The organism is Roseomonas sp. BN140053 (assembly GCF_047690175.1).
Lineage (GTDB): Bacteria > Pseudomonadota > Alphaproteobacteria > Acetobacterales > Acetobacteraceae > Roseomonas.
Map to the genome: position 1 here is coordinate 39,878 of NZ_JBLLEB010000018.1, position 12,521 is coordinate 52,398.

The window sequence follows — 12,521 nt, forward strand, 5'->3', positions numbered from 1 at the left end:
CGCCTCCCCCCGGACTTCGCCCGTGAGGCATCACCATAGGGCGGGCGGGCGTGCGCGAGGCTTCCGGCCGCCTGGGCAACCTGTTCCGGCGCGCGAAAGCTGGCCGTCGGGCGTTGTGGGGATCAGGCCGCCTCGGCCACGGGCGCTCCGTTGCGGGCACGCACGCCCAGGATCTCGATGCCGACCAACCGCCCTTCCGCATCGAGGTCATGCATCACCCCGGGCGCCACTTCCCGCGTTTCGGCCACAACCGTGCCTCGCGGCATCAGGGTGATGTAGAGGGCATCCGCCTCGGGATCATAGGTGGTGGTGATCACGGCTTGGCCCTCCTGTCGAAGTGGGCGGTGATGACGAGAACATCGTCACCGTCCGGCCCGTGCACAACCCGCAGCACGCGCCCCTCCGCCTCCGGGATCGCCCGGAAGGAACGGGTCAGGCCTGGGCTGGCATCGGGAAGCCTGAGGTCCGGGACCGCGAGGGTGGTTCCACCCAGGCGCGGGCAATGCCGCGGATCGCGATCATCTCCTCCGCATGGGCCGTGTAGCGCGTCATGGCCGCTCCCATGCCGGTGCCATGGGCCCGGAATGCCCGCGCTGGGCCGCTGCACCGGCGCCGGATCTCCATGCCCCATCCCGCGCGCCGCCGTCATCCTGCCGCCGAAGGCCGAAGGGCCCCCGGACGGAGTTCCCGCCGAGCAGACCCCCGCCGTGCAGCCCGAGACGGCGCGGCTCCCTGCTGGCCCCGGCCGCGACGCGGCGCTAAAGGGGCGCCATGGACGCCGCCCCCTCCGCCGCCCGCACCGCCAGCATCACGCGCGAAACGGGTGAGACCGCCATTACCCTGCGCCTGAACCTGGACGGCACCGGCCGGGCGGAGATCTCCACCGGCATCGGCTTCCTGGACCACATGCTGACCGCCCTGGCCCGCCACGCGCTGTTCGACCTGAGCGTCGAGGCCAAGGGTGACCTGCACGTCGACTTCCACCACACCACCGAGGATGTGGGCATCGTCCTCGGCCAGGCGCTGCGCCAGGCCCTGGGCGACAAGCGCGGCATCCGCCGCTTCGGCCAAGCCGCCGTGCCGATGGACGAGGCGCTGTGCGAAGCCGCCATCGACCTGTCCGGCCGCGCCTTCCTGGTCTGGAAAGTGGCTTTCGAGCGCCCCAAGATCGGGGAGATGGACACCGAGCTCTTCGAGGAGTTCTTCCGCGCCCTGTCGGCCAATGGCCTTTTCGCGCTGCACGTCATGCAGCGCCACGGCCACAACGCCCATCACGTCGCGGAAAGCTGCTTCAAGGCCGTCGCCCGCGCCCTGCGCGAAGCGGTGGAGCCGGACCCGCGCGCGGCCGGCGCCGTGCCCTCCACCAAGGGAACGCTGGAAGGGTGATGCGCGTCTTCACCGTTCACGCCGCCGCGCCGCCGGCCGGCCCCCCGCCGCCCGTGGGTTCCGCCGGCGCCGCTTGGCCGGCAGCGGCTCCCGTGGCCGCGGCCGGCTCTGCTGCCCTGGCCAACTCCTGGCCGGCAGCCGGCCCGGTTCCCGCATCCCGCCCCTGGCCGGCGGCCGGCGCCGTGCCCGCGACCGGCGCGGCGCCACTCCCCGCGCCCGGCGACGACCCGGTGCCGGAACCGCGGCTGGTGCGCGAAGGCTTCGCCTGGTGGGCCTTCCTGCTCGGCCCGCTCTGGCTGCTGTTCAAGGGGCTCTGGCTGCCGCTGCTGGCGTTCCTGCTGCTGAGCGCCGCGATCGCCTTCGCCCTGCCGCCCGCCCTGTTGCCCCCGGCCGGGCTGGCCCTGGGCCTGCTGCTGGGCTTTCACGGCCGCGACCTGGAACGCTGGCGCCTCGCCCGCCGCGGCCTGCCGGAACGCGGCGTGGTGCTGGCCCGGAACGAGGAGGAAGCGATGCTGCGCCTCGGCAGCCTCGACGCCGCCGCGATGGGAAAGGGCTGGGCATGAAGGTCGCCATCATCGATCCCGGTTCCGGCAACCTCGCCTCCGTGCACCGCGCCTTCGGGCGCGCCGCGGCGGAAAGCGGGGTCGACGCCACCTTCACCGTCACCACCCGCGCCGAGGAGGTGGCCGCCGCCGACCGCGTGGTGCTGCCCGGCCAGGGCGCCTTCGCCGCCTGCCGCCGCGGCCTGGACGCGCTGGACGGCATGGAGGACGCGCTGCGCGAGGCGGTGGAACGCCGCGCGCTGCCCTTCCTGGGCATCTGCGTCGGCATGCAGCTGATGGCCGAGCGCGGGCTGGAACACGGCACCACCCCCGGCCTGGGCTGGATCCGCGGCGAGATCGCGCCGATGGACCCGCGCGACGCCGACGCCGCCATGCTGCCCCTGCCGCAGATGGGCTGGAACGGCCTGGACCTTTCGGCCCCCGCGCATCCCGTGCTGTCCGGCGTGGCGCCGGGCGACCACGCCTATTTCGTGCACTCCTACGCGCTGCGCGACGGCGACCCGGCGGAAACCCTGGCCAGCGCCGATTACGGCGGCCCGGTCTGCGCCGTGGTGGGGCGCGACAACCTCGCCGGCACGCAGTTCCACGTGGAGAAGAGCGGCCCGCTCGGCCTGCGCATGCTGGGCAACTTCCTGCGCTGGTCGCCGTGACCGACACGATCGCGCACGAACTCTCGGTGGAACTCGTCGAGGCGATCGACGAGGCCGACCTGCAGGAACTCTGCGAGGCCACCGACGCCGCAATCATCGAGGGCGGCGGCTTCGGCTGGGTGGAGCCGCAGGGCCGCGAGGTGCTGGCCCGCCATTTCCGCGGCGTGCTGCTGGTGCCCGAGCGCGAGCTGTTCATCGCCCGCCTGGACGGCCACCCCGTGGGCAGTGCCCAGCTGCTGCGCCCGCCGCGCAACAACGAGGCCCAGGCCTGGTCGGCGCAGCTCAGCCACGCCTACGTCGCCCCCTATGCCCGCGGCCACGGCCTGGCGCGGCTGCTGGTGCGGCGGGTGGAGGAGCGCGCCGCCGGCCTCGGCCATCGCGTGCTGAACCTGGACGTGCGGGAAACCCAGAGCACCGCCATCGCGCTGTTCGAGGCCCAGGGCTACCAGCGCTGGGGCACCCACCCCGCCTACGCCCATGTGGGCGGCGCCCCGGTGGCGGGGCACTACTACTACAAGCTGCTGGAACCTTCCCGCGGCCGACGCGGCAAGGGAGCGCCATGAGCCTGACCCTGTATCCCGCCATCGACCTCAAGGGCGGCCGCGTGGTGCGGCTGCGCCGGGGCGAGATGGACCAGGCCACCATCTACGGCGAGGACCCCGGCGCCCAGGCCGCCAGCTTCGAGGCCGCGGGCTTCCGCTGGCTGCACGTGGTGGACCTGGACGGCGCCTTCGCCGGCAAGCCCGCCAACGCCGACGCGGTGCGCGCCATCCTGCGCTCCGTCTCGATCCCCGTGCAGCTCGGCGGCGGCGTGCGCGACATGGAAACGCTGGAAGGCTGGCTCTGCGCCGGCGTGGCGCGGGTCATCCTGGGCTCCGCCGCCGCCAAGAACCCCGACTTCGCCCGCGACGCCTGCCGCCGCCACCCCGGCTGCGTCGCCATCGGCATCGACGCCCGCGACGGCCGCGTCGCCACGGAAGGCTGGGCCGAAACCAGCCAGATGACCGCCCTCGAACTGGCCCGCCGCTTCGAGGATGCCGGCGCCGCCGCCATCATCCACACCGACATCGACCGCGACGGCATGCTGGGCGGCGCCAACGTGGAAGCCACCTCGGCGCTGGCCGCCCACCTGACCACCCCGGTGATCGCCAGCGGCGGCGTGGCCGACCTGGCGGACATCCAGGCGGTGCGCGCCGCCGGCAACGTCGCCGGCGTGATCATCGGCCGCGCGCTGTACGACGGCCGCCTCGGCGCCGCGGAAGCGCTGGCCGCGGCGGGCTAGCCGGCCCCGCGGCTCAGGCGAGGGTCCGCAGCCGTTCCGCCGCGCGCTCGGTGGCGGCACGGCGCCGGGCGAGAAAGGGCGCCATCGTTTCGCGCGCGGCGGCCACCAGGGCGGCGGGGGCCGAGCGGGGCGACCCGGCCCGGAATGGCGGCTCGGGGTCGTATTCCAGCTGCAGCTGTATCGTCTGCGCCACCTCGTCGCCGGCGAGTTCCGCGACGACGGCCAGCGCGAAGTCGATGCCCGACGTCACCCCCGCGCCCGTGATGCGGTTCCGGTCGCGCACCACCCGTTCCGCCACGGGCTGCGCCCCCAGCAGGCCGAGCTGGTCGATCGACGACCAGTGCGAGGTCGCGCGGTAGCCCGTGAGCAGGCCCGCCGCCCCCAGCACCAGGGACCCGGTGCAGACCGAGGTGACCAGGCGGCACTCCGGCGCGACGCGGCGGAGGAACCCCAGGGTCTCCTCATCCTCCATCAGGGCGATCTGCCCGGGACCGCCGGGGACGCAGAGCACGTCCAGCCGCCCGCAATCCTCGAACCGGGCCGTCGGCAGGATGCGCATCCCCCGATCCGAGGCGACGGGGTCGAGCGTTTTCCACAACAGCGCGACCTCGGCGCCCGGCAGCCGTCCGAAAACTTCGGCCGGCCCGGTCAGGTCGAGTTGCGTGACGTCGGGAAACAACAGCAGTCCGATGCGGATGGTCACGGGGTCCATGGGGCGCGCTCCAACGCAGGCCGAGGATCCGCCACCGTAGCAGATCGCCCCGCCACCGCCCGAACGGGCCGCCACCCGCGACGGCCATGGGATATTCGCGGCGAATCGCTGTTCGCGGCGGCGCCGGCCCCGCATGCTCCGCCGATGCCCCGCGCGCTCCTCCTGCTGCCCCTGCTCCTCGCCGCCTGCGGCGACACCACGGCGGGCGACATCCTGCGCGCCAGCCTGCTGCTGCCGCCCCGCGCACCCTCGGAGGCCGAGGCGCTGCAACCGCCCCCCGAGGGGCTGCCCCCCACCGCCGAGAGCATGCCCGAACGCCCCGCCCTGTCCGTGGCCGTGGGCAGCCGCCGCACCACCGCCACCCTGCTGCAGCAGAACGGCGAGCAGCGGCTGTGGCGCAGCGGCAGCGGCCTGGTGGTGGGCACGGACGGCGCGCGGGTGGTGGCCACCGCCGGGCTGCCGACCTGGGTGGCGGCGACCCGGCTGGACGGGCCGGACCCGCTGGACGACCCGCTGGCGCTGGTGGAGCGGCCGGCGACGCTGCGCCGCTCGGTGGACCTGATGCGCTCGGACCGCTCGCCGGAACACATGCGCTTCGGCCTGTCGCTGGAATGCCGCCTGCGCGCCGTCCCCACCGCCGAGGCGCTGATCGTCGAGGAGCGCTGCGGCGGCGGCGCGTCCTTCACCAACCGCTACTGGGCGGTGCCCGACACCGGCTCCATCTGGCGCTCGGAACAATGGGTGGGCGGCACCGAGCCCATGGTGGTGGAGGTCATCGTCCCGCCCGCCAGCTGAGCCCGGCGCGGCGCACCATCCGCACCACCGCCAGCAGCCAGCCCAGCTGCACGGCCAGCGCCGGCACCACCACCAGCGGCTTGGCCCAGGGGGCGAGAAACAGGAACAGCAGCGCCAGCCCGCCCTGGAAGGCGGTGAAGCCCGCGTGCAGCGCCGCCACCTGCCGCGTCCGCATCCCGGCGCGCTGCGCCATCTGGTACAGGTGGGTGCGGTGCGGCGTGCTGATCCGCTCGCCCAGGGCGGCGCGGCGCAGCAGCGTGAAGCCGCTGTCGAACAGCAGCGCGAAGAGCAGCAGCGGCACGATCAGGAAGGACACCTGGCTGACGTCGAAGCGCGCCGCCGCCACCGCCAGCACCGCCAGCACGAAGCCCAGGAACTGCGAGCCCACGTCGCCCATGAAGACCCGCGCCGGCGACCAGTTGAAGGGCAGGAAGCCCAGCAGCCCCGCCGCCAGGAACAGGGACGCGGCGTAGACGAACCAGCCCCCCGCCAGGGCGGCAATGGCGCAGAGTACGGCGCAGGCGATCAGCAGCGACCCGCCCACCAGCCCGTCCAGCCCGTCCATGAAGTTCACCGCGTTGGTGCAGGCCAGGATCCAGAACAGCGTCAGCGCCGGCCCCAGCAGCCCCAGATCCACCACCCCCAGCCAGGGCACCGCCAGCCGCTGCACCACCAGCCCGCTGGCCATCGCCACCAGCGCCGCGCCGCACTGCGCCGCCAGCTTCACCACGAAGCGGAAGTTCACCACGTCGTCGGCCAGCGACACCGCCGCGATGGCCACCGCCGCCAGGATCACGCCCACGAACTGCGGCTCGGCGATGCGGGCGTAGTTGGCGGCGTGGTACAGCACCAGCATCCCCGCCACGAAGGCCCCCACCACCCCCACCCCGCCGCCGCGCGGCGTGGGCGTGCTGTGCGCCGAACGCGCATTGGGCCGGTCCAGGATGGGAAAGGCGATCATCAGCCGCACCAGCCCGGCCGACACGGCGGCCAGCAGCAGCGCGAAGCCCAGATGCTCCAGCACGGCGTCGAAGCGCATCAGCCCTCGCTCCGATAGGTGGAGGGGCGGGGAAGCGGGGGGCGGCGCCCCCCGTCACGGCCCGGGCACCCGGCACCCGCGCCCCGCACCGCGACCACCCCCCTCACGGCGCCACCCGAGCCGGGTCGAGGCTGGCATACACGTCGCCGCTGTTGGCGCGGGGCGGCAGGGCGGCGATCCAGGCGGCCATGGCGGGGGCGTCGCAGGGGGCGGGCAGCAGGAAGCGCGGCGCCTCGCCCAGGCAGGCGTTGAAGCGGTACGGCCCGAGGGCGGCCAGCCGTTCCAGGCAGGCCTGCGCCACGTCGCGCTGATGGGTGGTGAACTCGAAACTCAGGGCGGGCAGGGGGCGGGACAGGCCGGCCAGCACGGCGGCCTCGAAGCCTTCCACGTCGATCTTGGCGAAGTCCGGCACCCCGTGGGCGGCGATCAGCGCGTCCAGCGTGGTGACGGGGCGGCGCAGCGCCGCGTCCCAGCGCTGCCCTTCCCAGCCCGGCGCGCCCTCGGCCGCGGCCACGAAGGCGTCCGAGGCCGTGGCCACGGTGGGATTGGCCGAGTTCAGCCGCAGCACCGCCTCGCCCGGCGCCGCGCCCACCAGGGCGGACACCACGGCGACGCCGGGATCGTGCCGGAACAGCAGCCGCAGCAGCCGCGCCAGCCGGGGCTGCGGCTCCACCGCCACGGCCCGGGCGCCGAGACGGCGGAAGCACGCCGTGCGGTCGCCCACATGCGCCCCGATGTCGAAGCCCAGCCCCCCCGCCGGCAGGAAGCGGCGCAGGTGCGCGTCCAGCCCGGCGGCGTGGCCGGGGGCGTAGTAGGTCCGCAGCGACCGCCCGATCGCCGCCGCCTGGCTGCCGGCCGCCACACCCGGACCATCGGCCTCGCCGCGCCCGGCCGCCGCACCCGGGCCGCCGGCGTCGCCGCGCGCGACCGCAGCGACCCGGCCGCGCCCCTTGCCGCCCGCCGCCGTCACGGCGCGAACACCAGCGCCACGCCGCCGGCCCGCTCGGGCGGCACGCACAGGCCCAGCGGCCCTTCCGCCGCGATCCCGGCCAGCCAGCGGCGCGCCGCGGCGTTGCCGTCCGCGGTGCGGAGCACCAGCCCGGCATGGAAGGGTAGGGCGGGCGGCACGACGCCCGGCAACACCTCCCCCAGCACCTCCGGCGGCAGGATGCGCAGCCGGGTGCCGTCGGGCAGCGGCAGGGCGAAGCCGCCCACCGGGTCGGGCTCCAGCGCCTGCCCGGCCAGGCGCGACAACCGCACCGCGCTTTCCGCCGGCTGCGCCGAGACCAGGATGCTGCCGCACAGCGTCGCGGCGCCGTTGGGGTGGTGCAGCCAGCGCTCCTGCCACAGCAGTTCCGGCGTTTCGTGCCGGATCAGCTGCACCCGGCCTTCCGGCGCGTCGGGCAGCGGCAGCCGGGAAAACCGGGCGCGCGGCCCGGCCGGGTCGTCCACCGGCCGTTCCAGGTGCGCCACCCCCGGGATCGCCAGCCCGCCGCGGCGCAGCCGGGCGAGGTTGCCCGCCACGTCGCCCATCGTCAGCGCCAGGATGTGCATCCCGGGATAACGGTCCACCAGCGCGCCCAGGCCGTTGTCGAAGCGCGCGGGGTCCAGGATCGCCAGCAGCTCGACGTAGCCCTGCCGCAGCATGGCGCAGCGGTTGCCGGTGGCCAGCTCCTCGATCGGCCCGTCGGGCGTGCGGCGGCCGGATTGTCGCGCCACCGGCGTCAGCGCGAAGCCCAGCGCCTCGAAGGCGGCCCAGAGCGCCGGGCCGTCGCGGGTGCAGATGCCGGCATGGTCCAGCCCGCTGGCGCTGGCGCTGGCACTGGCACTGGCACTGGCACTGGCGCTGGCGCTGGCGCCGACACCGGGGCCGGGCTCCCCGGGATGGCTCAAGCCGGGTTCTCGTAGCCGGCCTGCAGCCAAGCGGCGGGCTCCGCCGCGGCCTCGGCGTACCAGCGCGCCACCAGCGGATGCGCGCGCACCGCGGCGGCATAGGCGGCCGGGGCGGCTTCCAGCGCCACGCCGTAGGTCAGGAAGCGCGTCACCACCGGCGCGAACATCGCGTCCGCCGCGCCGAACACCTCCCCGAACAGGAAGGGCCCGCCGCTCGCCGCCAGGCATTCCGTCCAGATCGCCTGCACCCGCGCGATGTCGGCCAAGGCGTCCGGCGTGCGGCCGCGGCCGGCGAAGTCGCGGCCCAGGTTCATCGGCATCGCCATCCGCAGGCCGCGGAACCCCGCATGCATCTCGGACGACACGGCGCGCGCCCAGGCCCGCGCGACGCGGTCGGCCGGCCACAGGGCGGGCCGGTGCTCGGCGCAGTATTCGCAGATGGCCAGGGTTTCCCAGATCCGGGCGCCCTCGTGCTCCAGGTAGGGCACCAGCCCGGCCGGGGTGGCTTCCCGGATGGCGGGGGTGTTGCCCCCGGCCAGCGGGATCAGCACCTCCTCGACCTGCAGCCCGGCCAGGTGCACGGCCAGCCAGCCGCGCAACGACCAGGAGGAATAGCGCTTGGTGCCGATGAACAGGCGGTTTGCGGCCATGGGAACCCTCCCTCGGTTCTGCTCCCCGTGCCGGGCGGTTCCGCGCCGCCCCGGGACGGGCCCGGAATCTCTACCCCGCGGGCGCGGTCCGGCCCCGCCCCGGGGGCGGGAACCGCCGGCCCGGCAGCGGCCCGTTCAGGCCGCGACCACGCCCTTGCTGGTGGAATACTCGAAATGCAGCGCCTCGCCCGGGAAGACGCGGGGGTGGATGGCGTGCGCCGCCATCGCGCCCTCGGAGAAGCCCTGCAGGATCAGCTTGAGCTTGCCGGGATAGGTCGCGATGTCGCCGATCGCGTGCACGCCGGGGATGTTGGTCTCGCAGGTCGCGGGGTTCACCGCGACGTGGTGCTTGTCGATCCCCAGGCCCCATTCCGCGATCGGGCCCAGCTCCATCGATAGGCCGAAGAAGGCCAGCAGGTGGTCGGCCTCCACGTCGCGCGTCTCGCCCTTCAGCGTGGCCAGCGTCACGTGCGTCAGCGTTTCGCCGTCGCCGCGCAAACCGTGCAGCTGGTACGGGATCGCCATCTCCACCTCGCCGCGCGCCGCCGCGTCCTCCAGCTGCGCCGCGGTTTCCGGCGCGGCGCGGAACTTCGGCCGGCGGTGCACCACGATCACCTTGGCCGCCACCTGCTTGAGGCTCAGCGCCCAGTCCACCGCGGAATCGCCGCCGCCCGCGATCACCACCCGCTTGCCGCGGAAATCCTCTCGCCGCGACACGAGGTAGCGCACCGCCCCGGAAGCCTCGTAGCTCGGCAGCCCGTCCAGCGGCGGGCGGTTGGGGCCGAAGGCGCCGGCGCCGGCGGCCAGGATCACCGCCCTGGCCACCACCGTGTCGCCCTTGTCGGTGTGCAGCTCGAAGCTCTCGCCCACGCGCTCCAGCCGCTCGACCCGGCGGCCCAGCAGGTAGTCGGGGGTAAAGGGGCGCGCTTGGTGTTCCAGCTGCGCCACCAGCTCGCCCGCGGGGATGCGCGGATGGGCGGGAATGTCGAAGATCGGCTTTTCCGGATACAGCGCCGTGCATTGCCCGCCGATGGCTTCCAGCGTGTCGATCACCGCGCAGCGCATCTTCAGCATGCCGCATTCGAACACGGCGAAGAGCCCCGCCGGCCCGGCGCCGATCACGGCCACGTCGGTTTCAATGCGCGTCGCCATGGCTCCCGCCCCTTCTTCCGGCCGGCGGTGATACAGGCATCCCGCCGAGGCTGATAGCCGGGGGGGAAACGCTGCCGTCCCGCGGCCCGCGGATGCCGCGGGCGCCGGTCCGGCACGGCGTGCCGCCCCCCGGGACCAGGCCGGCCCGGCGCCTACGCGGCGGCCGGGCGCTTCCGCCGCGCCTTCAGGGGCGCAGCAGCCCCGCGGCCTGCAACGCCTTGCGGATCACCGCCCCCGGGTCGAGCGGCCCCGGCGCGCGGCGGTCCGTCCCGGCCCCGGTCCCGGCCCCTGCCGCTGGGCGGTGCGGTGCCTCGGCCTGCGCCGGGCGCGGCGGGTCGACGCGGACCTCGCCGTCGGGACCGACCTCGATCACCCGCGGCCCGCCGGCGCTGCTCCGGCCCGGCGCGGGCCGCGCCGCGGCCGGATGCGGGGCGGCCGCCTCGCCATCGCGCAGCAGGCCCCAGGATTCCGCGATCATGTGCGTCGAGGACACGCCGACATCGAGGATAAAGGGACCGGCCGCGCCGCCGCGGCCCGGACCCTCGCCGGGGTAGACCGGCACGCCGTGGCCCATGCCGGCAATGGCGTGGCTTTCCAGCACCGCCCGGCCGTCGCGGCCGCGCCACACCCGGCGGAGATGGCTGCCGACCTGCTCGGAAGCGTCGGGCTGCTCGGGCAGGCCCAGCACGTCCCGCCACTGCTTCAGGCTTTCCTCGGCGTTCACCGGCTTCACCGTGGCATCGGCGTCGCCGTGCCAAACGGACACCGCCGGCCAGGGGCCGCGATGCGGCGAGGCGCCGCGCACCAGGTCGCCCCAGGAACGCGCCGGCTGGGTGCGGCCCTGGAACATCGCCTCGAAGGCCTGCGGCACGCTGGTCGCCGCGCCGAAGGGCAGGCCCGCGATGATCGCGCCGCCGGCGAAGAGCTCCGGATAGGTGGCCAGCATCACCGCCGTCATGGCGCCGCCGGCCGACAGGCCGGAGATAAAGACCCGGCGCGGGTCCAGCTTATGGGTGTCCAGCAGGTGCCCGATCATCTGGCGGATCGACAGCGCCTCGCCGGCGCCGCGCGCGGCGTCGCCGGGCTCGAACCAGTTGAAGCAGGTCTTCGGATTGTTCTCGCGCCGCTGTTCCGGCAGCAGCAGGGCGAAGCCGTGCCGTTCCGCCAGCGCCGACCAGCCGCAGCCGGCGTCGTAGCCCGCGGCCGTCTGGGTGCAGCCGTGCAGCGCCACCACCAGCGGCGCCCCCGCCGGCAGGTCCGCGGGCAGGTACACGCGCATCCGCAGGTTGCCGGGGTCGCTGCCGAAGCCGGACACGTCCGACAGGCGGTCCGGCTGCGCCGCGGCAGTCGCGGCGGCGGCAGTGCCGTGGCGCCGGGCCCAGCGGGCACCGTGCCGGACGAGTTCATCGAGCGAAGGACGCGAACCGTTCTGGCCGAACATGCGGTGTGGATTCCTCATCCGACGCCGGCAGCGGGACGAACCCGCCGACGGCTGCGCCCGCCTACCGCCGGGGAGGGCAGCAGGGAGCAATGGGGGCCGGGGAAACAACCTCGCGGCGGGCGAGGTGATTCCGGCGGCATGGCCTTCTCGGGACGTTGGCGGCGGCGCCTCGAACGGGTGCCAGCCGCAACAAGATGGGGATTTGCTGCGGTGCAGCAAAGGGGTTTCCGCGGGGGAGGGCGCAAATGCCCCGCGGCCCGGCGCCCGGCCCGCCGCACCGGCCGGTCGCCGTGCCGCGGAAGGCGGCCGTTCAGGACCCGGGCGCGGCGGCCCGGTCCGGGCGGGGGTCCGCCGGCCAGCCGGCCAGCGCCTGTTCGGCCACCGCCTCCAGCGCCTCGCGCGGGAAACCCGCCTTGGCCTGCACGGCGATGCCGTGGCTCACCGCCATCACGAAGGCGGCCAGGGTGGCGGCGTCGGTGCCCTCCGGAAGCTCTCCCTCCGCCTTGGCCCGCTCGAACCGCTCGCGCAGCAGCACCTCCCCCGCGGCGCGGTAGTCGATCAGCGCCTGGCGGATCGGTTCGGCCTCGTCCGACCCAGCCAGCACGCCGTTGACGGCGAGGCAGCCACGGTGGTCGGGAAAGCGCGTGTTGAGCGCCACCGCACCCCGCAGGAAGTGCTCGGCGACCTGACGCGCCGTGGGCTGCTGCAGGGCTTCCGGTAGGTAGCCCAGGTAGCGTTCGTGGTAGCGGGCCAGCGCCCGGCGAAACAGCGCCTCCTTGTTGCCGAAGGCGGAATACAGCGCCGGACGTTCGACGCCCGTGGCCTCCGTCAGGTCGGCATAGGAGGCGCCCTCGTAGCCCTTGCGCCAGAACACGCACAGCGCCGCATCCAGCGCCGCATCGACGCAGAATTCGCGATGGCGCCCCATCAGGTCGAGCCGGGAATCAGCATGGCGGCA

At 74.9% G+C, this 12,521-nt stretch carries 15 protein-coding genes; 6 read left to right on the plus strand and 9 right to left on the minus strand.

Features of this window, described 5'->3' with window-relative positions; all coding sequences use genetic code 11:
* Positions 1-122: 122 nt before the first annotated feature.
* On the minus strand, positions 123-317 hold the full coding sequence (locus tag ACLIBK_RS16210) for a DUF2283 domain-containing protein (RefSeq protein ID WP_415388321.1): 195 nt from the start codon (positions 315-317) through the stop codon (positions 123-125).
* Positions 318-771: 454 nt separating this feature from the next.
* Between ACLIBK_RS16210 and hisB the strand changes: the two genes are divergently transcribed.
* The 5 genes from hisB to hisA are packed head-to-tail and all read left to right on the plus strand — an operon-like array spanning position 772 to position 3,881.
* Positions 772-1,386: an imidazoleglycerol-phosphate dehydratase HisB gene (gene hisB / locus ACLIBK_RS16215; RefSeq protein ID WP_415388322.1), complete on the plus strand. Its 615-nt coding sequence runs from the start codon at positions 772-774 to the stop codon at positions 1,384-1,386.
* A complete protein-coding gene (locus ACLIBK_RS16220; RefSeq protein WP_415388323.1) occupies positions 1,386-1,949 on the plus strand; it encodes a DUF2628 domain-containing protein in 564 nt (187 codons plus the stop codon). Before hisB ends, ACLIBK_RS16220 begins: the two co-directional genes overlap by 1 nt.
* Positions 1,946-2,599 (plus strand): imidazole glycerol phosphate synthase subunit HisH, encoded by a 654-nt coding sequence (hisH, locus tag ACLIBK_RS16225; protein ID WP_415388324.1) that lies wholly within the window; start codon positions 1,946-1,948, stop codon positions 2,597-2,599. The genes ACLIBK_RS16220 and hisH overlap by 4 nt, the downstream gene beginning before the upstream one ends.
* The gene (locus ACLIBK_RS16230; protein ID WP_415388325.1) at positions 2,596-3,162 is read left to right on the plus strand and encodes a GNAT family N-acetyltransferase; all 567 of its coding nucleotides are present in this window, start codon (positions 2,596-2,598) and stop codon (positions 3,160-3,162) included. Before hisH ends, ACLIBK_RS16230 begins: the two co-directional genes overlap by 4 nt.
* On the plus strand, positions 3,159-3,881 hold the full coding sequence (hisA, locus tag ACLIBK_RS16235) for a 1-(5-phosphoribosyl)-5-[(5-phosphoribosylamino)methylideneamino]imidazole-4-carboxamide isomerase (RefSeq protein ID WP_415388326.1): 723 nt from the start codon (positions 3,159-3,161) through the stop codon (positions 3,879-3,881). Before ACLIBK_RS16230 ends, hisA begins: the two co-directional genes overlap by 4 nt.
* Before the next feature lie 13 nt (positions 3,882-3,894).
* On the opposite strand, the gene ACLIBK_RS16240 is transcribed toward hisA, so the two are convergent.
* Complete coding sequence (locus ACLIBK_RS16240) at positions 3,895-4,593, minus strand: DJ-1/PfpI family protein (RefSeq protein ID WP_415388327.1); 699 nt, start codon at positions 4,591-4,593, stop codon at positions 3,895-3,897.
* Between the two features lie 144 nt (positions 4,594-4,737).
* Here ACLIBK_RS16240 and ACLIBK_RS16245 point away from each other — a divergent pair, with 144 nt between their 5' ends.
* Positions 4,738-5,388: a YjbF family lipoprotein gene (locus tag ACLIBK_RS16245; protein ID WP_415388328.1), complete on the plus strand. Its 651-nt coding sequence runs from the start codon at positions 4,738-4,740 to the stop codon at positions 5,386-5,388.
* Here ACLIBK_RS16245 and ACLIBK_RS16250 read toward each other — a convergent pair.
* The 7 genes from ACLIBK_RS16250 to ACLIBK_RS16280 all read right to left on the minus strand — a co-directional run bounded on the left by ACLIBK_RS16250 (position 5,366) and on the right by ACLIBK_RS16280 (position 12,491).
* Positions 5,366-6,427 carry a glycosyltransferase family 4 protein gene (locus tag ACLIBK_RS16250; RefSeq protein WP_415388329.1) on the minus strand — a complete coding sequence of 354 codons (1,062 nt, stop codon included), beginning with the start codon at positions 6,425-6,427 and terminating at the stop codon, positions 5,366-5,368. The two genes, ACLIBK_RS16245 and ACLIBK_RS16250, sit on opposite strands and share 23 nt — an antisense overlap.
* 103 nt (positions 6,428-6,530) lie before the next feature.
* A complete protein-coding gene (locus tag ACLIBK_RS16255; protein WP_415388330.1) occupies positions 6,531-7,397 on the minus strand; it encodes an FkbM family methyltransferase in 867 nt (288 codons plus the stop codon).
* Positions 7,394-8,320, minus strand: a complete 927-nt coding sequence (locus ACLIBK_RS16260) for a VOC family protein (protein ID WP_415388331.1) — start codon at positions 8,318-8,320, stop codon at positions 7,394-7,396. Before ACLIBK_RS16260 ends, ACLIBK_RS16255 begins: the two co-directional genes overlap by 4 nt.
* Entirely contained in the window at positions 8,317-8,970 is a 654-nt protein-coding gene (locus tag ACLIBK_RS16265; RefSeq protein ID WP_415388332.1) for a glutathione S-transferase family protein, read from the minus strand. The genes ACLIBK_RS16260 and ACLIBK_RS16265 overlap by 4 nt, the downstream gene beginning before the upstream one ends.
* A gap of 135 nt (positions 8,971-9,105) precedes the next feature.
* Entirely contained in the window at positions 9,106-10,122 is a 1,017-nt protein-coding gene (locus tag ACLIBK_RS16270) for an NAD(P)/FAD-dependent oxidoreductase (protein ID WP_415388333.1), read from the minus strand.
* A 184-nt stretch (positions 10,123-10,306) separates the two neighbouring features.
* Positions 10,307-11,563 (minus strand): PHB depolymerase family esterase, encoded by a 1,257-nt coding sequence (locus ACLIBK_RS16275; protein ID WP_415388334.1) that lies wholly within the window; start codon positions 11,561-11,563, stop codon positions 10,307-10,309.
* A gap of 310 nt (positions 11,564-11,873) precedes the next feature.
* Positions 11,874-12,491 carry a TetR/AcrR family transcriptional regulator gene (locus ACLIBK_RS16280; protein ID WP_415388335.1) on the minus strand — a complete coding sequence of 206 codons (618 nt, stop codon included), beginning with the start codon at positions 12,489-12,491 and terminating at the stop codon, positions 11,874-11,876.
* Positions 12,492-12,521: the final 30 nt, after the last annotated feature.